This is a genomic window from Glycomyces tenuis DSM 44171 (assembly GCF_000427885.1).
Taxonomy (GTDB): domain Bacteria; phylum Actinomycetota; class Actinomycetes; order Mycobacteriales; family Micromonosporaceae; genus Glycomyces; species Glycomyces tenuis.
Genome location: NZ_ATYW01000001.1, coordinates 143,852 through 165,033 on the forward strand (window position 1 = coordinate 143,852; position 21,182 = coordinate 165,033).

The window sequence follows — 21,182 nt, forward strand, 5'->3', positions numbered from 1 at the left end:
GATCCGAATACCATGTGCTGACACCCATTCGCGTTCCGCCCCGTAGCAAGGAGAACCTACCAATGGCAGGTCCAGAAGAAGAGCACGGCTCTGACATCACCCAGTATCCGGAAGTCCAGGAGGACAGCACCCTCCGGGACATCGCCCAGGGCACGCCGGTGGTCAGCGGCGTCTCCAAGACCGCCGAGGACATCTACGGCGCGGTCGCCGGCGACGACCGCCTGGCCTCGCTCCAGTCCATTCCCGGCGACATCATGGGCCTGGGCATGAGCGCGCTCATGGCGATGCGCGACCCCATCTACGCGCTCGCGAGCGCGGGCCTGACGATCGTCCTGGAACTGGTCGAGCCGTTCAACGACCTGATCCACGCCGTCTCGGGGGATCCGGACGAGATGCAGGTCCAGATCGACGTCTGGGAGCAGGTCGCCACCGCGCTCACCGCGCTCCAGGAGGAGACCGCCGGAGCGGTGAACGACAACCTCACCTCCTGGACGGGCGAGGCGGCCGACGCGGCGTACGAGCAGCTCGGCGGCCTCGAAGCCTCGATCTACGCCGCCGCGAACGAGGTCACGGGCGTGCAGACGCTGCTCGAGTGGGCGAAGCTGCTGGCCGAGACGATCTACGAGGTGATCAAATCGATCCTCGCCGAGCTCGTCTCGTGGTTGATCACGCGCGGACTGGTCGCGCTGGCCAACAGCGCCTGGTCGTTCGGAGCCTCGGTGGCGGCGTTCCTGCTGTCCGCGGCGTACAAGTCGTACTCGATGTTCAGCCGGGCGTTCAAGAAGCTCACCGAGTGCAGCCGCATCTTCAAGATGCTGCTCGGGGGCCTCGGCAAGTTCCTGCTGAACAACCCGGTCATCACGCGCGGGGCCGGGAACTGGATCAACTTCCTGGCGGCCGTCGGCGCGAAGGCGGGCATCGCGGCCGGCAAGACCGCCGGTCTGGGCGCGGTCAGTCAGGGCAAGACCATGGCCAAGGACGCGGCGGGTTCGTTGCTGAACCCCTACCAGGGCACCATGAGTCGGGGCGGCGGGCAGGTCTCTGTGGACCCCGATGAGCTCGTGCAGACCGCCGGGGCGCTGGAGGGCCTGGTCGGCAACGTCGACTCCATCCAGTCGGTCGCCTCCGATGCCGCGGCGGCGGAGATGACGTGGGGCGTGCCGGGGATCTGGTTCGCCGACCGGTACCGCCAGGCCGGGGAAGAGCTCGCCGAGATCATCGGGAACATCTCGTCGTCGCACACCTCGAGCGCGACGAGCCTGCGCGACTGCGCCGACGACTATTCGGGGGCGGACGAGGATTCGGCCTCCGAGTTCGGGAACCTGCAGGGCGAGCTCGACGGGGTGGCCTGAGCGGCGTTCAGTTCGCCTCCAACCGCAGCGTCGGGGTCCGGGTCTCCACCTGGCCGGCGCCGGCTCGCCATGCGGCGAAGACGTCCGCGTCGGCTCGGACCGTCACGGCCGCGCCGGGCTGGGCCGTCACCTCGATGTCGCCTCGCTCGGTCACGGCTCCGTCGTGTCGCACGGGAACGGTCACGTTCGCCGCCCGGCCGTCGACGGCGACCGAGACGCGGTGCGGCCCGGGCGCGACCGCGTAACGCCACCGCCCCCAGCTCGCGGGCTGGGCGACGCCGTCGATCTCGACGCGCGGCGGCGGGGTCCACATGCGGGCGAGGAAGCCGCCGGACGCGGCCTTGCGCCGCCCGATCCGCAGGTGCCTGGCGCATTCGAGGTCGAGGTCGATCGCCGCTCGGCCCGGCGGGACGCCGGGATCGGCTCCACCGCGGAGCACCGCGCCGAAGTCGCCGTCGGCGCCCCACGGGTACGGCTCGGGCGCTCTGGCCGGGAGCCGCAGCTGCTCGGCCCTCTTGCGCCGGTACGCCCGCTTCGCCAGGCGGGACAGCGGCAGGCCCGCCGCGGCCACGAGCGCGGTCGCGGCCGCGACCACCACCGCGACGGTGATGTTCTGCTGGACGAAGGCCGCCACGAGGGCCCATATGACGCCGACCAGCAAGGCCGCCTGGGCGATCCAGACGAGGCAGCCGGAGTTGTCGCCGACCCGCTCGAGGGTCTCGGGGAAGTCGCCGAGGACGCGGTGGCCGGTCAGCGGGTCCTCGTAGTAGCCGATGCGCCGCACCGCCTCCTGCTCGATCCGGACGACGACGGGGTCGACGGTGCGCGCGCCCTGCACTTCGACCGAGTGCGCGCCGACGGGGAGCACGAGGTCGAGCTGCCCGGCCCCGGCCGCGACGGGGCGGCCGTCGACGGCGATCACCGGGGCGGTCTCCTCCGCGTCGACGGCGATGGAGAGGACGCCTTCGCCGGGTCCGGGATGGATCGTGCCGCCCGGCTCGCGGTAGGTCGCCCGGGGCCCTTGGTTCATGGCGGCCTCGGTCTTGCCGATCGGTGGTCTCGCTGCGGCCCTGACGGTGTCGTCGAACACGAACATGGCGTTGTCCGCGATCCGCAGCGGCCGTGGCGCACGGGGGTCGTCGTCATGGAGTCGGTAGGAACGCATGTACATCTCCCCGGTACAGGTCGATCACCCGGTGTGGTTCGACACCAAGGCTAAGGGACCTCTGTCCGGCGGGCATGCCCGCATGGACGCCCGCTCGAAGTGGGCTCCGAGCGGGCGGCGATGGCGAGGAAGCGAGTGCGGCGGGGCGGGCTGTCTCGGGTCAGCATGGGCTTGGGCCGTAGGCGAGGCGGCGACAAGGGGCAAGCCCCGACCGTCCGCCTGGAGGCATGCCGCCCGCACTCACGACTGCCACCGGTCACTCCGGCCGTGCCGCGAAACGGCGCCCCCGCACGCCGTGCCCGCCCCGCCGTCCACCCGCCCGGTCAGGTCCAGGCCACCGGGCCGGACCTGACCGAGCAGCATTGCGGCTAGTCCTCGTCCCGTGCGGACGTTCGAGCCGCGGCGAGCCGCCCCGGCTCCGGGCGGCTCGCCGAGCTCGCCTCTGCGCTGGGCGGCGGCACCCGGGCGGGCCACCAGTTCGCCCGGCCGAGCAACTGCATCGTGGCGGGCACGATGATCGAGCGGACCAGTGTGGCGTCGATCAGCACCGACAGCGTCAGCCCGACCCCGATGATCATGACGAACAGTGAAGTGGCGCTGAAGCCCATGGCGGCGAGCACGACGATCATCAGCAGCCCCGCCCGGGTAATGACCGAACCGGTGTCGCGCAGTCCCGTCATGATGGCGCGCGTGTTGTCGCCCGTGGCCCGGTACTCCTCGTAGACACGCCCCACCAGGAACATCTCGTAGTCGGTGACCAGGCCGAAGGCAATGGTGATGATGACCGCCAGAGCCCACACGTCGACCGTGCCCACCACGACGAAGTCCAGCGGCCCGGCGAAGGCGCCCTCTTGGAATCCCCAGATGATGATGCCGAGCGAGGCCCCCAGCGAGAGGAAGGCGATGAGGACGGCCTTGATCGGCACGAGCACCGATCGGAAGCAGACGAAGAGGACGATCAGGGTCGCCAGGCCGACGAAGACGAGCGCCGCCGGCAGCGATTCGGCCGTCGTCTCGTTGTTGTCGAGGCTCATCGCCGGGGTGCCGTCGCCGCCGACGAGCACCTCGTCGGCGCCGGCCGGGACGTCGAGCGCTCTGAGCGAGCGCACCAGCTCCAGGTTGTGGGGATCGTCGACCTCGCCGCGGAAGACGACGGTCACCCAGGTCAGCTCGTCGTCGGCGCGGTGGACGGCGGGATCGTAGGCCCCTTCGACACCTTCTACGGCTCGCAAGTAGTCCTCCAGCGCCTGGTCCTGGACGGGGCCGGAGACGGCGATGTCCATCCTCGACTCGGCCGCGTGGCCCGCGGCGAACTCCTCGTCGACGATGGCGGGGACCATCTGGCCCTCGTTGGCCGCGGGCAGGTAGCGGTGGTTGGTCAGGCCCGGCTCCAGCATGAGCAGCGGGGCCGCCGCGACCATGAGCGCCAGCAGGCCGCCGACGAGCCACGGTACGGGCCGCCGGGTGACGGACGAGGCCAGTCTCGACCACGCCCGGTCCTCCCGGGTGCCGGCCGCCGGCCTGCGGCGCAGCCGGCGAGGGCTGAGCGCGTTGATCCTGGTTCCGAGCACCGCCAGCGCGGCCGGGAGCACCACCAGCGCGGCGAGGATGTTGAAGAGCACCACGGTGATGCCGGCCCAGCCGAACGACTGGGAGATCGCCTGCGGGAAGAACAGCAGCCCGCACAGTCCGATGGCGACGATCAGGCCGGAGAAGGCGACCGTGCGTCCGGCGGTGTTCATCGTCGCCACGAGCGCGCCGCTCACGTCGCCGTCGCGGCGTTCCAGTTCGCCGCGGAAGCGGGTGACCATGAAGAGCCCGTAGTCGATGGCGAGTCCGAGGCCGAGCAGGAGCGTGATCTCCATGGCGAAGACCGAGACGTCGATGACGGACGTCAGGGCGCGCAGCAGCACCATCGAGCCGAGGATCGCCAGGATCCCCAGGGCGAGCGGCATGAGGGCGGCCACCAGGCCGCGGAAGAAGACCAGGAGCAGGATCAGGAGGATCGGCAGCGCGATCATCTGCGCGGTGACCAGGCCTTGCTGGGCCTGCTGCTGGAGGTGGTAGACGCTGGTGGAGCCGCCCGCGAGGTAGCTGTCCAGCCGCTCGTCGTCGGCGCGGGCCAGGTCCATGATCTCGCCGTACGACTCGACTCGCTCGACGTTGTCCGCGCCTTGCAGGGTGATCGTGGCGATCGTGGAGGAGCGGTCCTCCGAGACGTACGCGGCGCGTTCCTCTTCGGTGAGGCCGGGGCTCCAGTAGCCGGTCCAGGAGAGGATCTCGGACTCCGGCAGCCGCTCGAGCGCCGCCGTCACCGCCTGTTCGAAAGCCGGGTCGTCGACGGTCAACTCGCCGGTGGGGTCGGTGTAGAGCGCCACCGTGTCCAGGTCTCCCGGCTGGTGTCCGAAGTGGTCTTCCAGCAGGGCGGTGGCGCGGGCGGACTCCGCGTCCGGGGGTTCCAGGCCGTCGGTGACCATCTCGCCGAAGACCCCGCTGCCCCAGACGGCGGCGAGCACCGCGAACAGGGCTGAGGCGATGAGGAGTATGCGCCTGCGCGCGTATGCGAAGCGGCCCAGCCAAGGGAACATGGAGATACCTCCGGGTAGTCGCAGGGGAGCGATGTGGACCCGCGGGGTCGCTCGTCGAAGGTTCGACACGGGTGGATCGCCCCGGCGGTTTAGGTTGATGCTGTCAACCTAGACGGCCAGGTTGACCATGTCAACCAAAAGGAGTGTGACGACCAGCACGCGCGAAGGACCGGTGGAGCCGTCCTCGAAGACCACCCGGTGGGCTCGGCGCGCCTGGTGATGCGCATGCCGTCGACCTTGCCGACGGGAATCGCGATCGCGGTCCCCCGAACGCCGCCTCGCGCGGGCGCGCCGACGGAGTTCGGCCACAGGCGTCGGCAGTAGCTGTTCAGGCCCTCGCTCGGCCAGGTGTCGTCCTCTTCCGGTTGGGGGCTCTGGTCCTCTCTCGGACCGATCACGGACGCTCCGGACGCCTGCATTTCGATGTAGAGGCATTCGACCGTGAAGGGGCACGTGAGCGCCATGACGATGGCGCCGCCGTTCTCTACGATGACGGCGGGAACATCGTGGGGGACATCGGCGGTTCCGACATCCATCAGGTCACGGAGCCGCCTCCCGGCGAGTCGGCCCGCACGTTCGGATCGCGGCCCACGGCCTTCGCTATGCGTTGCGGGCGTAGATCATCCGCAGGCCGTGGAGGGTCAGGTCCGGCTCGTAGTGCGTGACGGTCTCGCACTGCTCGATCACGACCGGGGCGAGGCCGCCGGTGGCCACCACGGCCGTCGGCGCCGTCTCCAGCTCCTCGGTGATGCGTCGGACCAGGCCGTCGACCTGCGCGGCGGTGCCGTACACCATGCCCGACTGGAGACACTCCACTGTGTTCTTTCCGATGACGTTGCGCGGCTTGATGAGCGGTATCTTCAGCAGGTTCGCCGCGCGTGAGGCGAGGGCGTCGATCGAGATCTCGATGCCCGGCGCGAACGCCCCGCCGAGGAAGTCGCCCCGCGCGGAGATCACGTCGATGTTGGTCGAGGTGCCGAAGTCGACGGTGATGCACGGCCCGCCGTACAGGTGGTAGGCCGCGTGCGTGTTCGCGATGCGGTCCGGTCCGGCCTCCTTGGGGTTGTCGATGCTCAGCCGCACCCCCGTCTTGACGCCCGGCGCGATCGCCACGAAGTGCGCGTGCGGGTAGTACCGCTGCGCCATCTTGCCGACCTCGGCGGCCTGCTGCGGCACCGTGGAGGACAGGGCGATCCCGGTCAGGTCGACGCCGTCGCCCTCGAGCAGCGCGCGGAACGTCAGCCCGAGCTCGTCGGCGGTGGCGTGCGGGTCGGTCCTGATCCGCCACGAGTGCTTGAGGTGTTCGCCTTCGAACACGGCCAGCACCGTGTTGGTGTTGCCTATGTCGACGCACAGCAGCGTCGGGTGGTCTTCCACAGGCCCGGTCACTTCCTCGATACACATGACATGTGCGCCATCATACGATCTTGCACCGGCCCGCTCACTCCTCGAAGTCCAGACCGATGTCCAGAATGGGCGACGAATGCGTCAGCGCGCCCACGGAGACGAAGTCGACGCCGGTCGCGGCGTACTCGGCGACGGTCTCCAGCGTGATGTTCCCGGTCGCCTCCAACTGCGCCCGGTCGCCGACGGCGTCGACCACTTCGGCCAGTTCCTTCGGGCTCATGTTGTCGCACAGCAGGAACGTCGCCCCGGCGGCGATCGCCTCCAGCGCCTCTTCGAGCGTCTCGACCTCGACCTGGATGTCGACCTCGGGCTCGGCGGAGCGCACCGCGTGGAACGCGGCCGAGACCGAGCCGGCGGCCTCCTTGTGGTTGTCCTTGATCATCGCGACGTCGTAGAGCCCGAACCGCTTGTTCTCGCCGCCGCCGACGCGCACCGCGTACTTCTCCAGGGCGCGCAGGCCCGGCGTGGTCTTGCGGGTGTCGAGGACCGTGGTGCCGCCCCCGGCGAGCGGGGCCCGCCCGCTCGGCGAGGAGTCGGACGCCTCCGCGAGCAGGTCGGCGAAGCGCCTCGTGTGCGTGGCGATGCCGCTCATGCGGCACAGCAGGTTGAGCGCGGTGCGTTCGGCGGCGAGCAGGTCGCGGGTGCGCCCGGCGATGCGCGCGAGCTGCCGGCCCTCGCCGATCCGGGTGCCTTCGCCCGCGAGGTAGGTGAACTCGACGTCGCCGGGCATCGCGTCGAAGACGGCGTGCGCGACGGGCAGCCCGGCCAGGACGCCCGCGGCGCGGGCGGTGAGGACGACGACCGAGGTGTGCTCGGGGCCGAAGATGGACTCCGAGGTGACGTCGCGCCGCTCGGCCGAGAGGTCCTCGTCGAGGTAGTCCTCGATCGCGACGGACACGTCCTGCGGGTCGAGCCCGCCCGCCACGAGCCGCGCCGCGGCGTTCCAGTCCTCGCTCATGCGGACTCCCAGGTGGTGTTGAGCTCCCCGTCGGGGCTGATGGACAGGTTGAGGTGCCCGAGCCACTCCTCGGAGGCCTCGGGGTGGTCCTCGCGCCAGTGGCTGCCGCGGGTCTCGCGGCGGCGGTGCGCGGCGGCGGTCAGGGCGGTGGCGACGGTGAGGAGGTTCGTGGCCTCCCATGTGGCCGGACGCGGTCGACCGGACACATTCTCCCCCAGCGCCGTCAGCGCCTCGGCGGTGGCTTCGAGGCTCTCGGCCGAGCGCAGGACGCCCGCGCCGGTGGTCATCGCCTCCTGAAGGGGCGCGCGGGAGGTCGTCGAGCAGACCCAGCCTTCGGCCGAGGGCGGCTCGGGGACGCCGGGGCTGGGCTTGTGATCGGCGAGGTGGGCGGCGATCCGGTGGGTGAACACGAGCGCTTCGAGCAGGGAGTTCGATGCGAGCCGGTTGGCGCCGTGCAGGCCGGTGCAGGCGGCCTCCCCGGCCGCGTACAGGCCGGGGACGGTGGTGCGGCCCCACAGGTCGGTGCGGACGCCGCCGGAGGCGTAGTGCGCGGCGGGCGCGACGGGGATGAGGTCGGTGACCGGGTCGATGCCGAGGGCGCGGCACGAGCCGGTGACGGTCGGGAACCGCTCTTCGAGCATGGTGCGGCCGAGGTGGCGGGCGTCGAGCCACACGTGGGGCCGGCCTTCGGCCCGCATGCGGGCGGTGGCGGCCTTGGCGACGACGTCGCGCGGGGCGAGCTCGGCGAGTTCGTGGGAGCCGACCATGAAGCGGTCGCCGGAGAAGTCGCGCAGGTGGGCTCCCTCACCGCGTATCGCTTCGGTCACCAGGGGCTGTCGGCCCCCCTCGTTGCCGTTCAGGTACAGCGATGTCGGGTGGAACTGGACGAATTCGAGATCGGTGACGTCGGCTCCGGCGCGCAGCGCCAGGGCCACGCCGTCGCCGATGGACACCGAAGGGTTGGTGGTCGACTGGTAGATCTGTCCCATGCCGCCGGTGGCGAGCACGACGGCACGGGCCTCGACACCGCCGACGCCGTGCTCGACGCCCTCGCCGAGGACGTGGAGGCTGACGCCGGCCGCGTGACCGGCGTGGTCGACGAGCAGGTCGAGGACCATGGCGTTCTCGATGATGCGGATCCACGGGTCGCGCAGCACGGCCTCGTGGAGGGCGCGCTGGATCTCGGCGCCGGTGGCGTCGCCGCCGGCGTGGACGATGCGCCGCGCGCGGTGCCCGCCTTCGCGGGTGAGCTGGAGCGAGCCGTCGGCGTGGCGGTCGAAGTTCGCGCCGGTGTGGATGAGGTCGGCGATCCTGTCGGGGCCTTCGGTGACGGTCACTTCGACCGCGGCCGGGTCGCACAGCCCCACGCCCGCGATCTGGGTGTCGCGGGCATGGGCCTCTGGGGTGTCGAGCGGGTCGAGCACGGCGGCCACGCCGCCCTGCGCCCACCGCGTGGAGCCGTCGTCGATGTGGACCTTGGTGACCACGGTGACGTGGAACCCGGCCTGGCGGAGGTTGAGGGCGCAGGTGAGGCCGGCGACGCCGGAGCCGATGACGCACACGTCGGTGGTCTCGGTCCAGGACGGGGTCTCGGCCCGCAGCCGCCGCGGCAGGCGCGGCAGCCGCGGCTGCGCTCCTGCCGCCTGCGGCGCTGGCGTGGTCGGCGATGTCACCGGTTCGATGCTCTCCGGATGAAGTCCGCCAGGTCCGCGGACTGCTGGATGCGCGAGGGTGCGTGCACGTACATCATGTGCCCTGTCGGGTAGGAGCGGGTCTCGATCCGCTCACGCGCTTCGAGCGGGATCTCCAGGTGGTCGAGCGAGTACTCGATCGCCTCGATCGGCACGCCGCCGTCGTAGCGGCCCATCGCGATGTGGACCTTCAGGTGCGGGTTGGCCCTCATGGCGTTGCCGAGCCTGTCGATGACGTCGACGGCGTTGCCCTCGAACTCCTTGTACGACCACGGGTGCACATCGCGCGAGAGCGTCTCGTAGATCGCGTCGTTCTCGTACTCAAGCTCGCCGTGCAGGTAGGACTGCAAGGCGGCGGTGTAGGGCCCGTCGATGGCCGACAGGAACGGGTCGAACGCCATCACCTCGCGGATGTGGTTGTCCGCCGGCCCGGTGAAGCGCGTGTCCAGGCGGCCGGTCACCAGCTTCTTGTGCCGCAGCAGCTCGGCGTAGTAGCGGGTGTGCTCCAGCCGCAGGTTGGCGTTGTCGACGTACTCCTCGCTCACCCCGGCCAGCGAGGCGATCTTGGCGACCGCCGCCGCCCGCTCCTCGGGCGCGAGGTTCTGGCCCTTGGCGAGCACCGCGCGGTACTCGTCGGCGTAGGCCCTGGCCTCGGCGACCAGGTCGTCGAGTTCCCGGTCGGGGTGCAGGCCGTGGTAGTGCGCCGTCGCCGCATACGTCGGCAGGAACAGCGGGTTCGGCAGGTCGGAGTAGCGCGCGTGGTAGAGCGTCTCCATGTTGAACGCCGGGGCCAGGAACATGACCCCGTTGAGGAACATGCCGTAGCGCGCCTGGAGGTAGTCGGTGAGCCCGGCGCCGCGGGTGCCGCCGTAGGACTCGCCGATGAGGAACTTCGGCGAGAGCCAGCGGTTGTGCCTGGTCGTCCACAGCCGGATGATCTCGCCGACGGACTCGATGTCGCCGGTGAAGCCGTGGTAGTCCTTGGCCTTCTCGCCCTCGGCGGCCCGCGAGTAGCCGGTCGAGACCGGGTCGATGAACACCAGGTCGGTGTGCCGCAGCAGGGTCTCCTCGTTGTCGATCAGGCCGTACGGCGGCGGGGTGAGGTCGCCGACGTCGCCGGAGTCGACGCGGCGGGGCCCGAGCAGGCCCAGGTGCAGCCAGATCGAGGAGGAGCCGGGGCCGCCGTTGAACGCGAAGGTGACCGGACGGGAGGCCGCGTCGGCGTCGTCGAGCGTGTAGTAGGTGATGGAGAGCTCGGCCTTGGCCTTGCGGCCGTTGTACTTCTCCTCCTCCGTCACCTCTTCGCGCAGGACGATCCGCCCGGTGGTGGCGGAGTAGGACAGATCTCCGACGGTGTGGTGCGTCGTCCTGAGGTCGTCCGAGGGTTCGGGCTTGTCACCCTGCTTGTCCTCGGCTGACTCGTGCTTCGTTTCTTCGCTCATGGTCAAGAAACTTACCGCTCGGCTAGTGGAGTCGCCACATCGTCGCCCGCCTGCCGCGCGAGCAGCGGCGGGGCCACCGGTTCGCCGGCGGTCCCTGGCGCCGGGACGGCCTTGTCGCCGTTCACCTCGATGATCTCGTTGCGCTCGTCGACATGCACCACGCGCGGCGTGTACGCGCGCGCCTCGGCGTCCTCCATCTGCGCGTATGAGATGAGAATCACCAGGTCACCGGGGTCGATGAGGTGTGCTGCGGCCCCGTTGATGCCGATGACGCCGCTGCCGCGCTCACCGGCGATGGTGTAAGTCTCCAGGCGCGAGCCGTTGGTGATGTCGACGATCGCCACCTGCTCGCCGTCGAGGATGTCGGCGGCGTCGAGCAGGTCGGCGTCGACGGTCACCGAGCCGACGTAGTGCAGGTCGGCCTGGGTGACCGTGGCGCGGTGGATCTTGGACTTGAACATGTTCCTAAGCATCGGGGTCTCCGATCCGAACGGGAGCGTTGTCGATCAGGCGGGTGGTGCCCGCCTTGGCGGCGATGAGGAGCCGGGCGGGCCCCGAGGCGGGGGCCTCGCCGAGGTCGTTCGCGCGCACCGTCACGTAGTCGACGACCAGGCCGGGCTCGGCGGCCAGGGCCTTCTCGGCGGCGGCGAGCGGCTCGGACGAGGCCTGGGCGGCGTGGACGGCGTGCGGGATGGCCTGCGCGGCGGCCCGCTCGGCCTCCGAGAGGTACACGTTGCGGCTGGACAGGGCCAGGCCGTCGGCCTCGCGGACGGTCTCGACCGAGACGATCTCGATGCCGAAGTCGAGGTCGCGCACCATGCGGCGGACGAGCGCGAGCTGCTGGAAGTCCTTCTCCCCGAAGCAGGCGACGTCGGGCCGGGTGAGGTGGAACAGCTTGGCGACGACGGTGAGCACGCCGGTGAAGAAGCCGGGCCTGGAGGCCCCTTCGAGGATGTCGCCGTCGGGGCCGGCGTGGACGGTGGTCAGGCCGCCGCGCCCATTCGGGTACAGCTCGGCCTCGACGGGCGCGAACACGACGTCGACGCCCTCGTCGGCGCAAATGGCGACGTCGGCGTCGAGGGGGCGCGGGTAGCGGTCGAGGTCCTCGCCGGGCCCGAACTGGAGCGGGTTGACGAAGACGGTGGCGATCACCGAGTCGGCGCTCTGCCGGGCCTTCCGGAAGTTGGCGCGGTGGCCGTCGTGCAGCGCCCCCATGGTGGTGACGACGGCGACGCGGCCGGGCAGCTCGGCGCGGGCCCTGGCCAGGTCGGCCCTGGTGTGGACGAGCAGCGTCATTCGGGGTTCTCCTCCTCGGGGTGGGCGGGCCTGGGGTCTGAGAGGACGTCGAGCAGCCCTTCGGCGTCGGCGGCCTTGAGCCGCCCGGAGTCGAGGGCGCGTTCGGCGGTGCGGCGGGCCATGGCCCGGTAGGCGTCGGCGATGTCGGTGCCGGCCAGGGCCCGCAGGTGCCCGGCGACGGTGCCCGCGTCGCCGCGCGAGACCGGGCCGGTGAGCCCGGCGTCGCCGTGCCGCAGCGCGTTGTCGAGCGAGGCGGACGCCAGCGGGGAGAGCAGCCGCTCGGGGGCGGCCACGCCCATGTCGCGCAGCTGGTCGACCGTGTCGTTGACGAGCGTGATGAGGTGGTTGGCGGTGTAGACGAGCGCGGCGTGGTAGCGGGCGCGGTCGGCCTCGCCGATGCGCTCGGGTTCGCCGCCCATCTCGACGACGAGGGCCTCGCCGACGTAGCCGGCCTCGGCCTCGCCGGTGACGGCCCAGGAGATCCCGTCGAGCCGTTCGAGGTCTTCGGGCCGTCCGGTGAAGGTCATGGCGGGGGCGAGCGCGGCGGTGAGCGCGCCCGCCTCGCGGGCGGGGGCGAGGACGCCGACGCCGTTGGCGCCGGAGGTGTGGACGACGATCTGGCCGGGCCGGAACGGCAGGGCGGCGGCGAGCGGCGCGATGGCGTCGTCGGGGACGGCGATGACGAGGAGTTCGGCCGAGGCGGCGACGTCCGGCGGCGGGAGGATCTCGGCGTCGGGGAAGCAGCGCTCGGCGCGGGCGCGGGAGGCCTCGGAGACGGCGGTGGCGGCGACGATGCGGTGCCCGGCTCTCTGGAGCGCGGCGCCGACGGTGGAGCCGACCCGTCCGGCGGATACGACGCCGACGGCGAGACGGCTCGCGGCCGTCCGCTCGGGCCGCGTCGAGGCGGCGCTGTGCTGCTCCATGATGGTGATCCAGTCCTTCTCGAGGTACCGGTCGTCGCTTACGGCTCAATTGTGCTTCGTCGATATGGCGGCGCCAGTCCGGGAGCCCCGGAGTGGCGATTTTCACGACGGCTAGGGTCAGAAGATGACGCAGTTCACACGCTGGAGCCTCGCGATGGAGCGGGCGCTGTACGGGCCGGGCGGGTTCTACCGCCGTGAGCTGCCACGCCACCACTTCTCGACCAGTGCGCAGACGCCGGTGTTCGCCGAGGCCGTCGCCCGCCTGGCCGAGGAGGTGGACGAAGGGCTCGGCAGGCCCGCGGTGTTCGACGTGGTGGACGTTGGCGCCGGGAACGGGGAGCTGCTGGGGCACCTGGCGTCCCTGCTCGACGAGCGGGCCCGGCTGACGGCCGTGGAGCTGCGGCCGAAGCCGAGGGACCTGCCCGAGCGGATCGCCTGGAGCGCGGACGTGCCGCGCGGCGTCACGGGCCTGGTGATCGCCTGCGAGCTGCTGGACAACATGCCGTGCGACATCGCGGTGGTCGACGAGTCCGGCGAGGTCCGCTACGAGGAGGTCGACGAGTCCGGCGAGACCAGGCCGGGCGATCCGGTGACCGGCGCGGACGCGAAGTGGCTGGCCGAGTGGTGGCCGATCCGCGAACCGGGCGAGCGGGCCGAGATCGGCCTGCCCCGGGAGGCGAAGTGGCGGGAGCTGGCGGGATGCGCCGAGACCGGGACGGTCCTGGCGATCGACTACGGCCACACCTCGGCCGCCCGCCCGGCGGGCGGCACGCTCGCCGCCTTCCGCGGCGGCCGGGGCGTCCGCCCGGTGCCGGACGGGAGCTGCGACATCACCGCGCACGTGGCGGTCGACGCGATCCCGTGCGAGCAGGTGCGGACGCAGCGGGAGGCGCTGGGCGAGCTGGGGCTGCCGGTGGACCGCCCGCCGCTGGCGCTGGCGTACCGGGATCCGACCGGCTACGCGGTGGAGCTGGCGCGCGCCTCGGCCTCGGCGCGCCTGACCGCCCGGAGCGGCCTGGGCGCCCACTGGTGGATGACCACTTCCAAGGCCGGGGGCCGTTGAGGGACGGCGTCGGACCGCGGCGGTTCAGGGGTGCTCGCCCGACTCGGTCCGCCACCGTTCCAGGCGGCCGCGGAGCCGCTGAGTCTCCTCGGACCGCTCGCCGTTCGCCGCGGTCGACTCCTCCACGAGCGTCCGCAGCAGCGCCGCGGCGGCGTCCTCCCTCCCCGTCCTGCCGTACACGTCCGCGAGTTCGGCGCGGGCCTTGCGGACTCTGGGGCCGTCTGGCCCGTGCAGGCGCCGCCGCTCGGCCACCAGTGCCTCGGCCTCGGACACCGCGTCCGGGAACCGGCCGACCTCGATGCACAGTTCGACGATCTTGCGCCAGGAGCGGAAGACCAGATTGTGGCCCTCGGGCAGGATGGCGCGTTCATCCTTTCGCAACTGCCGCATCTCGGCGAGCGCGCGCGAGTGGTCCCCGCTCTCGGCGCGGCAGCGGGCGAGATTGGCCCGGTCCTTGAACCGCTGGTTGAGGGCCACGTTGAACCGGTCGTGGTCGGCGATGAGCTGTTCGTGCTCGGCGACGGCCTCGGCGCACGCGCCGGCCTGGTGAAGTTGGAGCGCCAGTTGCCTGCGGCACTCGTCGAGCGTCGGGCTGTACTCGCCGAAGCGCTTCTTGGCGCGGTCCACGCACTGACGTTGCACGAGCACCGCATTGGCGTGGTCCCCGACCTCCTCATGCCACTTCACGAGGCGCTTGTACTCCCGCAGGACGAGTCGCGCGTCGACTCCGCGGCGTTCGTACTCGGCGATCGCCCGCTCCTGCGCGAGGATCGCGCCGCTCCACTCACCGGAGTCCCATTGCCGCCGGGCCTCCTCCGAACGCAGGCTGAGACCGCGCCACTCCTCGTCTTCGAGCGCCGCCCGCTCCCGGGGGGACGCCTCGCCCTCGGCGGGCGGCCCCGGCAGCATCGCCGCCTCTCGCCGGTACTGCTCGAGCTGGCGGCGTGTGCGGTTCGTGTCGGGATGCCCTTCGCCTCGCAGGCGTATCCGGTCGTCCAGGAGCCGTTGCCGTTCGGCGATCGCGCCGTCCATGTCCCCGGCCTCTCGGCGCTGGTGGGCGAGGCATTCCCTCACGTGAAAGTTCTCAGGGGCGTCGGCGGGCAGCACCTTCAGCTGGTCGTCGAGGAGCTGTTCGAGTTCGGCGACGGCGGCGGCGTGGTCGCCGAGGTTGCCACGGCATGTCGCGATCTCACGGCGCACGCGGAAGGCCTTGCGGTCCGTCTCTCCCATGCGGTCCCTGGTCTCGCGGAGCAGTTGCTCCAGTTCTTCCAGGCTTCGTTCGTGGTCGCCCAGGTCGCCGTGGAGCACGGCCAGGTGTCTGCGCGTGCTCAGCGTCGCCGGGTGGCCCGCCTTCCGCTGGTCCTCGAGGAGCCGCTCGAACTCGATGAGCGCCTGCCTTCGCCGGCCCGCCTTCCGCATCCACTGGATGAGTTTGAACCGGTGTTCCAGCGGCAGTTCATGCCGCTCGCCGTGTTCGGCTTCGAGCATCTTCACGATCGCTTGGAACTCGGTGATCACCCTTTCGTATTCGCCTACTTCGCCGAGCCACCGCGCCCGGTATTTGCGCGTTATGAGGATCTGCGGGTCCCCTTCGGGCAGTGTCCTGCGCTGCTCGGCGAGCACCTCGCCGAGCTCTCTGATCGCGCGCTCGGGGTCGCCGCTCTCGCCGATCCAGCGCGCGAGCTCCCTGCGCGTCACCAGCGTCTCCTGGTCGTTCGCTCCAAAGCGCTCGATCTGGAAGTCCCGGAGTGCGGTCAGCTCCGCGATCGCGTCGTCGACGGCGCGCGAATTCCCGAGCGCGGTGGCGAGCCGTCGACGGGCGCGCATGGTTTCGAAGTGGCGCTCGCTGTGGCGCTTTCGCAGCGTTTCGAGGATGCTCCGGCGTTCCTCGACCGCCGAGACGGGGTCGCCCGCTTCAGTGCCCCATCTGGCCTTTCGGTCCTTGACCTTGACGACGTCACGCCTGCCGCGATCGCCGATATGCCCGAGTCGTTCCGCCAGAACCGTGAAGTGCTCTTCCGCCGCCTTCGCGTGGCCTGCCGCTCCGAGACTGTCGCCCGCGCGGTACAGGAGGGTGTGGACGGCGGGCTTGAGCAGCGCGTCTCCGCTCTGCTGGAAGAGGGTGAGCGCGTTGGCCCGCAGCAGCGCGGCGGCGGTGAAGTCGCGTCCCCGGTCGGGCCAGGTCTTCAGCAGCGCGTCGGCGGCGACGTTGGCGGTCTCCTCCTTCTCATGCCGGTTCATCCGGTCGAACACGACGCGCTGGATGAGCGCGTGGACGCGAAACCGGCTGCCGTCCCAGTCGAGCACGCTGAACTTGTTCAGGCGGGACAGGACATCGGTGCTCGTGTCGTCGTTCACGGCGTCCTCGCCCGTGGCCGAGTCGAGCGACTGCCGCAGGTACCGCCGCCCAGCCACGGTGTCCAGGATGTCGGACGGTATGCCGTTGGGGCTGAGCATGCAGGCGAGGCGTAGGACCGCCCTGGCCACACCGCGATGCGGCTGCTGTTCGGCCGCTTCGAGTGACAGCGAGCAGGTGACGGCGTAGGGCTCGACGTGCCCGTCGGGGAGGCTCTCGGGTGCGAGCTTCGCGAGGCCGGCGCTCCGGTCCGAGAACAGCTTCAGGTACTGCTCGCAGCTGAAGCCGGGCCGGTCCTCGATGTAGGCGGCGGCCTGCGCGAGTGCGAGCGGAAGGCACCCGAGGGCCTCGCTCAGCCGCTCGGCTCCGCGCATCGCCTTCGTGTCGCTGAGACGGCCCCGCAGGAAGTCCATGGCCTCTTGGGGAGTGAAGACGTCGACCGCGACAGGGGCGCCGTATCCGTTGAACGCGGCGTCTCTGCGGCGGGTGGTGATGACCATGCGCCCGTTCGGATTGTCCGGGGGGTAGAAGTCGTTCAGGTCGTTCGGGTCGGTGACGTTGTCGAACACCACCATCCAGCGTTTGTCGGTGAACCCGTCCAGCTGATTCAGGAAATCTTGGGCGTCCCCTTCGGGGTCGTCGGCGGAGCGGCCGCTCACGCGGGCCGCGGCGATCCGCATGTCGGCGGCGATGGACTCGCGGGACGAGGCGTCGATCCAGACGAGGAGGTCGAGTTCGCGCGCGTTCCAGAGCCGGTTGGCGAGCCTGGCGGCGAGCTGGGTCTTCCCCACGCCGCCCATGCCGGACAGGACGTGCGAGAGCAGCGCGCCGTCCTCGGGCGCGGGGGCGGACGCCAGCAGGCGGTCGGTTTCGCGTTCGAGCGCCCCGAGGGTGCTCCTGGGGGAGCGCCCCACGCGGATGGGCCAGGAGACCTCGGGCTTCGAGCCCTGGTAGATGTTGATGCGGTCGGCCCTGTTGTTGTGAATCGTGTCGGCGACGTTCAAGTCGCCTTGGACGTGCTGCTCCGACACATTGAGGGTCGTCCCCGCCTCTGGCTCGGTCGTGGGCGCTCGGCCTGGGTCGTGGTCCTCATCCACCGCTGAGCCCTCCCACGGCCCCCGCCAGCCTGGTCACGATTCCCGTCGCCTTGTCGCAGATGTCGATGACCCGGTCGAAGCGCTTTCGCGCGGCTCCGCGGTCGTCCGCCTTCAGATCGGCGCGGGCGGCGACCAGTTCGGCGCTCACCTTCTCGCGGGTCTCGGCGTCCACCTCCAGTTCCCGCACCGCCGCCAGCGCCCGGTCGAACTCGACCGCCAGGGTGCGGGCGTCGATGGGGCTGTGCTCGCCGTGGGTGATGTTGAAGGTGTCACCCACGTACGAGTTTCCGTGTACCGTCTGTTTGTTCACATTGAAAGTCGCCATCCCTCCATAATGCCGCAATTCAGCCATGTGCGCAGCATTCATGTTTCCGCGGAGGCGGGCGGCACCGCTCCTTTGACGCGGGTGCCGCGGCGTGCCTAGGATTGCCGCGGCGAAGGGAGCGACAGATGGAGCGGACGCGACTGGGGGCCTCGGGCCTCAAGGTGAGCCGGATCGCGCTGGGGTGCATGAGCTTCGGCCGCATGCCATCGGAGCCGGACACGTGGGGGCTCGACGACGAGGCCGCGGAGCCGCTGTTCCGGGAGGCCGTGGAACTGGGGATCGACTTCTGGGACACCGCCAACATGTACTGGGCGGGCAGTTCCGAGGAGATCGTCGGCAGGGCGATCCGGAAGTACACCCGCCGCGAGGACGTCGTCCTCGCCACGAAGGTGTTCTTCAAGGTCCATGAGGGACCCGGTGGGTCGGGGCTGTCGCGCAAGGCCGTTCTGGAGCAGATCGACGCCTCGCTCCAGCGGCTGGGGACCGACTACGTGGACCTGTACCAGATCCACCGCTTCGATCCCGACACGCCGGTCGAGGAGACCATGGAGGCGCTCCACGACGTGGTCAAGGCCGGGAAGGCGCGCTACATCGGCGCCTCCTCCATGTGGGCCTGGCAGTTCGCGAAGATGCAGCACGCCGCGGAGCTCGGCGGCTGGACCAAGTTCGTGTCCATGCAGAACCAGTACAACCTCATGCAGCGCGAGGAGGAGCGCGAGATGTTCGGGCTGCTCGCCGATCAAGGCGTCGGCAGCATCCCCTGGAGCCCGCTCGCGAAGGGCCGCCTGGCGCGGCAGTGGGGCACCCGGACGCAGCGCTCGGCGAACGACCCGATGGCCGCCCGCTACGACGGCGAGGGCGACCGCCCCATCGCCGAGGCGGTGAGGCGGGCGGCCGAGGCCCGCGGTGTCCCCATGGCGCACATCGCCTTGGCGTGGGTGCTCAAGAATCCCGTGGTGGCCGCTCCGATCGTGGGGCCGACCAGGGCCGGTCATCTGACCGACGCGGCCGCGGCCCTCGACATCGACCTCACCGCAGAGGAGATCGCCGCGCTGGAGGCGCCGTACACGCCGCGCCTCCCCACCGCCTTCAGCTAGGCCTGCTCGCGGCCTCCTGTCGTGCCGCAAGGGGTTTCGATGAGCGCTTTCCGCGGTCGGCCGTGGGCCGAGCCGGGGAGCCCGAAATCGCCGCGAGGAAGGCGCCGGGAATCGAGCGGCTCGATCGCCGAGTGGGGTCGGCCGGTGAACAGGGGCGTTCGGCAGCTGGGACGGACCCGTGATCGTTCCATGATCGCGCCCTGTCAGATGGGCGGACTGTTCCCGTGCCGTGCCGAGAGAGGTCCGCTGTGCGCAACGATCGAGAAGTCAAGAAGGTGCCGCTGGTCTTCGCGGTGCTCTGCGGTCTGCTGGGGCTCGTGCTCCTGTTCTTCTCCGCCCCCGGCGAGGAGGAGGTGCTGGTGTTCGACGGCAATGTCGTGCAGCCCTATGACGAGTGCGTGGTCCTCGACTACGACTTCTTCGACGGCCGGGACCAGGGCGAGAGCGGCGACTGCAGGGACATCGCCGACCGCGAGGTCCGCGAGCACGGCTGGCGGACCGGGCCCCTCACCTACGCCCTGGCCTCGCTCCTCGTCTGCGCGATGCTGGCGTGGCTGTCCACACCGGACAAGCGGGCCGCGAGGCAGAGCCGGCGTTGACCCGACCGGACACCCCCGTCATGCGGCGGCGGTGCGGAAGTCGGTGGGGCTCTGGCCCCGGCGGCGTTTGAACGCGGCGCTGAACCCGAACGGGTCGGCGTAGCCGACGGCCCGCGCCACCTGCGCCACCGTCAGGTCCCGGTCGCTCAGGAGCTCTTCGGCGCGCTCCATGCGCCACTCGGTCAGGTAGCTCAGGGGCGGCTCGCCCATGACCTCGGTGAAGCGCTTGGCGAACAGCGCCCGGGAGACCCCGGCCTCGGCCGCGAGCGAGGCCACCGTCCAGGGCTTGAACGGCTCGCTGTGGACGGCCTCCAGGGCGGGCCCGACCACGGCGTCGGCGAAGCCCCGGTACCAGCCGGGCGCGTCCTGCCCCTCCCGGTCGAACCAGGCGCGGAGCGTGCAGACCAGGCCCCAGTCGAAGAGCCGGTCGATGAGCGCCTGCGTGCCGGGGCGCCGGTCGGTGAGCTCCATCGCGGAGGTGTCCAGCCACGCGCAGGCGTCGGGGTCCTCGTCGATGACCAGGGCGGGCGGCAGGGCCCGCAGCAGCCGTTCGTGGCGGCGCCCGGTGTTGCGGTAGGCGCCGACGAAGATCGACGTGGCGTCCTGCTCGCCGTGGCCGTTCGCGGGCGCCCGGCCGGGGACGCACGACTCGGTGTCGAAGCAGGTGATCCAGTACTCGGTGTGCGGCCGCTCGGCCGAGGCGGCGGTGTCGGCGAGCCGGAACGGCTCATTGCCGCGGATGACGGCGGTCTGGCCGCCCTTGAGCCCGACCTCGCCGCCGCCGGGCAGGAGCAGGACGCCGCTGCCCTGCGTCATGGTGAGCATGGTCAGCGGCGCGCGGTCGTCGAAGTAGAGCACCCAGGGGGCTTCGAGGACGGCGTCGTTGAAGACGGCGCCCTCGGCGCGGATGCCGCCGAGGAGTTCACTCAATGGGTCCATGCCCACGATGATAGACGAACACACATGCATCGGAGTGTCTCAACCATCGACCGTCCACGGATTCGGCGCTGTACTTGGGTGCATCGCCCGAAACGGCGAGCCCGAAACCCAAGGAGGACAACATGGACACCGACCCCACCGCGCTCGTCGTCGTGGCCCACCACCGCGCCGGCTCCCTCACGGCGCACATCGCCGGCCTGATCGCGAAGCGCCTGGAGGCCGCCGGGTACCGGATCGACCTGATGGATCTGCACGGCGAGGGCTTCGATCCGAACATGACCGTCGCGGACCAGCCGGACTGGAACGACCGCGACAAGGTCTACTCGGAGGAGACCCGGGCCCACATGGGCCGCATCCTGGCGGCCGACGTGATCGTGCCGGTCTTCCCGATCTACTGGCAGAGCGTCCCGGCGATCATGAAGGGCTGGATCGACCGCGTGTGGAACTACGGCTTCTCCTACGGGCGCAGCAAACCCAGGCTCGCCGGGAAGCGCATGCTGTGGATGGGACTGGCCGGAGCCGGGGCGGACGACCCCATCGTGCCGGTGATGAAGGAGAACATGGACCGCGGCCTGCGGGACGCGATCTCCTTCTACAACGGCATCACCGAGGCCGCCGTGGAGGTGCTGTACGACACCGAGGGCGAGCCGCAGTACGTGGACGAGGACGGCAACTTCACCAAGGGCGAGGCCCTCGTGGGGGCCGAGCGCGAGGCGCACTTCGCGGCGCTGGAGAACGAGGCCGTGGAGCACGTCGAGAAGTTCCTGGGCCTCGCCTGAGCGGCCTCGGGAGAGCGCGGTCGGGACCGATTCGGCGGGAATGCGAGCCTCGAATCGGTTCCGATCGCGCGCTCGGTCGCTGGGGCGGCCGTGGAGGATGGTGCG

General features: G+C 70.9%; 17 protein-coding genes. 5 read left to right on the top strand and 12 right to left on the bottom strand.

Annotation, left to right across the window (positions count from 1 at the left end):
• Positions 1-62 precede the first annotated feature (62 nt).
• On the top strand, positions 63-1,352 hold the full coding sequence (locus tag YWW_RS0100765) for a type VII secretion target (protein WP_026928594.1): 1,290 nt from the start codon (positions 63-65) through the stop codon (positions 1,350-1,352).
• Between the two features lie 7 nt (positions 1,353-1,359).
• On the opposite strand, the gene YWW_RS0100770 is transcribed toward YWW_RS0100765, so the two are convergent.
• From YWW_RS0100770 to YWW_RS27540, 9 genes are all read right to left on the bottom strand, one after another.
• A complete protein-coding gene (locus tag YWW_RS0100770; protein WP_155829776.1) occupies positions 1,360-2,517 on the bottom strand; it encodes a hypothetical protein in 1,158 nt (385 codons plus the stop codon).
• A 368-nt stretch (positions 2,518-2,885) separates the two neighbouring features.
• Positions 2,886-5,105, bottom strand: coding sequence for an MMPL family transporter (locus YWW_RS27530; protein ID WP_051325220.1), 2,220 nt, complete (start codon positions 5,103-5,105; stop codon positions 2,886-2,888).
• 600 nt (positions 5,106-5,705) lie between these two features.
• A complete protein-coding gene (locus tag YWW_RS0100790; protein ID WP_051325221.1) occupies positions 5,706-6,509 on the bottom strand; it encodes a type III pantothenate kinase in 804 nt (267 codons plus the stop codon).
• Between the two features lie 37 nt (positions 6,510-6,546).
• Positions 6,547-7,470 (bottom strand): carboxylating nicotinate-nucleotide diphosphorylase, encoded by a 924-nt coding sequence (gene nadC / locus YWW_RS0100795; RefSeq protein ID WP_026928598.1) that lies wholly within the window; start codon positions 7,468-7,470, stop codon positions 6,547-6,549.
• Entirely contained in the window at positions 7,467-9,143 is a 1,677-nt protein-coding gene (locus YWW_RS0100800) for an L-aspartate oxidase (protein ID WP_211228384.1), read from the bottom strand. Before YWW_RS0100800 ends, nadC begins: the two co-directional genes overlap by 4 nt.
• Positions 9,140-10,603, bottom strand: coding sequence for a S10 family peptidase (locus YWW_RS0100805; RefSeq protein WP_026928600.1), 1,464 nt, complete (start codon positions 10,601-10,603; stop codon positions 9,140-9,142). The genes YWW_RS0100800 and YWW_RS0100805 overlap by 4 nt, the downstream gene beginning before the upstream one ends.
• Positions 10,604-10,614: 11 nt before the next feature.
• Positions 10,615-11,076 (bottom strand): aspartate 1-decarboxylase, encoded by a 462-nt coding sequence (panD, locus tag YWW_RS27535; protein WP_051325222.1) that lies wholly within the window; start codon positions 11,074-11,076, stop codon positions 10,615-10,617.
• Positions 11,069-11,899 (bottom strand): pantoate--beta-alanine ligase, encoded by an 831-nt coding sequence (gene panC / locus YWW_RS0100815; RefSeq protein ID WP_026928601.1) that lies wholly within the window; start codon positions 11,897-11,899, stop codon positions 11,069-11,071. Before panC ends, panD begins: the two co-directional genes overlap by 8 nt.
• Positions 11,896-12,822 carry a Rossmann-like and DUF2520 domain-containing protein gene (locus tag YWW_RS27540; protein ID WP_051325223.1) on the bottom strand — a complete coding sequence of 309 codons (927 nt, stop codon included), beginning with the start codon at positions 12,820-12,822 and terminating at the stop codon, positions 11,896-11,898. The genes panC and YWW_RS27540 overlap by 4 nt, the downstream gene beginning before the upstream one ends.
• A 124-nt stretch (positions 12,823-12,946) precedes the next feature.
• Between YWW_RS27540 and YWW_RS35615 the strand changes: the two genes are divergently transcribed.
• A complete protein-coding gene (locus YWW_RS35615) occupies positions 12,947-13,885 on the top strand; it encodes an SAM-dependent methyltransferase (RefSeq protein ID WP_026928602.1) in 939 nt (312 codons plus the stop codon).
• Between the two features lie 24 nt (positions 13,886-13,909).
• Here YWW_RS35615 and YWW_RS0100835 read toward each other — a convergent pair whose 3' ends face one another.
• Together YWW_RS0100835 and YWW_RS0100840 are read right to left on the bottom strand one after the other, a co-directional pair.
• On the bottom strand, positions 13,910-17,272 hold the full coding sequence (locus tag YWW_RS0100835) for a tetratricopeptide repeat protein (RefSeq protein ID WP_026928603.1): 3,363 nt from the start codon (positions 17,270-17,272) through the stop codon (positions 13,910-13,912).
• A gap of 58 nt (positions 17,273-17,330) precedes the next feature.
• Positions 17,331-17,615 carry a hypothetical protein gene (locus YWW_RS0100840; protein ID WP_026928604.1) on the bottom strand — a complete coding sequence of 95 codons (285 nt, stop codon included), beginning with the start codon at positions 17,613-17,615 and terminating at the stop codon, positions 17,331-17,333.
• Between the two features lie 173 nt (positions 17,616-17,788).
• Here YWW_RS0100840 and YWW_RS0100845 point away from each other — a divergent pair, with 173 nt between their 5' ends.
• Both YWW_RS0100845 and YWW_RS0100850 read left to right on the top strand, forming a co-directional pair.
• Entirely contained in the window at positions 17,789-18,760 is a 972-nt protein-coding gene (locus tag YWW_RS0100845; protein WP_026928605.1) for an aldo/keto reductase, read from the top strand.
• A gap of 248 nt (positions 18,761-19,008) precedes the next feature.
• Entirely contained in the window at positions 19,009-19,359 is a 351-nt protein-coding gene (locus tag YWW_RS0100850; RefSeq protein ID WP_026928606.1) for a hypothetical protein, read from the top strand.
• 18 nt (positions 19,360-19,377) lie between these two features.
• Here the strand turns inward: YWW_RS0100850 and YWW_RS0100855 are convergent, their stop codons facing one another.
• Entirely contained in the window at positions 19,378-20,298 is a 921-nt protein-coding gene (locus YWW_RS0100855) for an AraC family transcriptional regulator (protein ID WP_211228385.1), read from the bottom strand.
• 122 nt (positions 20,299-20,420) lie between these two features.
• Here YWW_RS0100855 and YWW_RS0100860 point away from each other — a divergent pair, with 122 nt between their 5' ends.
• Positions 20,421-21,077, top strand: coding sequence for an NAD(P)H oxidoreductase (locus tag YWW_RS0100860; protein WP_026928608.1), 657 nt, complete (start codon positions 20,421-20,423; stop codon positions 21,075-21,077).
• Positions 21,078-21,182: the final 105 nt, after the last annotated feature.

Coding starts and splice junctions, on each gene's coding strand:
- YWW_RS0100860 (WP_026928608.1), top strand. CDS start 20,421: ATGGACACCGACCCCACCGCGCTCGTCGTCGTGGCCCACCACCGCGCC.
- nadC (WP_026928598.1), bottom strand. CDS start 7,470: ATGAGCGAGGACTGGAACGCCGCGGCGCGGCTCGTGGCGGGCGGGCTC.
- YWW_RS27530 (WP_051325220.1), bottom strand. CDS start 5,105: ATGTTCCCTTGGCTGGGCCGCTTCGCATACGCGCGCAGGCGCATACTC.
- YWW_RS0100790 (WP_051325221.1), bottom strand. CDS start 6,509: ATGTGTATCGAGGAAGTGACCGGGCCTGTGGAAGACCACCCGACGCTG.
- YWW_RS0100765 (WP_026928594.1), top strand. CDS start 63: ATGGCAGGTCCAGAAGAAGAGCACGGCTCTGACATCACCCAGTATCCG.
- YWW_RS27540 (WP_051325223.1), bottom strand. CDS start 12,822: ATGGAGCAGCACAGCGCCGCCTCGACGCGGCCCGAGCGGACGGCCGCG.
- YWW_RS0100805 (WP_026928600.1), bottom strand. CDS start 10,603: ATGAGCGAAGAAACGAAGCACGAGTCAGCCGAGGACAAGCAGGGTGAC.
- YWW_RS0100845 (WP_026928605.1), top strand. CDS start 17,789: ATGGAGCGGACGCGACTGGGGGCCTCGGGCCTCAAGGTGAGCCGGATC.
- YWW_RS0100770 (WP_155829776.1), bottom strand. CDS start 2,517: ATGCGTTCCTACCGACTCCATGACGACGACCCCCGTGCGCCACGGCCG.
- YWW_RS0100855 (WP_211228385.1), bottom strand. CDS start 20,298: ATGGACCCATTGAGTGAACTCCTCGGCGGCATCCGCGCCGAGGGCGCC.
- panD (WP_051325222.1), bottom strand. CDS start 11,076: ATGCTTAGGAACATGTTCAAGTCCAAGATCCACCGCGCCACGGTCACC.
- YWW_RS35615 (WP_026928602.1), top strand. CDS start 12,947: ATGACGCAGTTCACACGCTGGAGCCTCGCGATGGAGCGGGCGCTGTAC.
- panC (WP_026928601.1), bottom strand. CDS start 11,899: ATGACGCTGCTCGTCCACACCAGGGCCGACCTGGCCAGGGCCCGCGCC.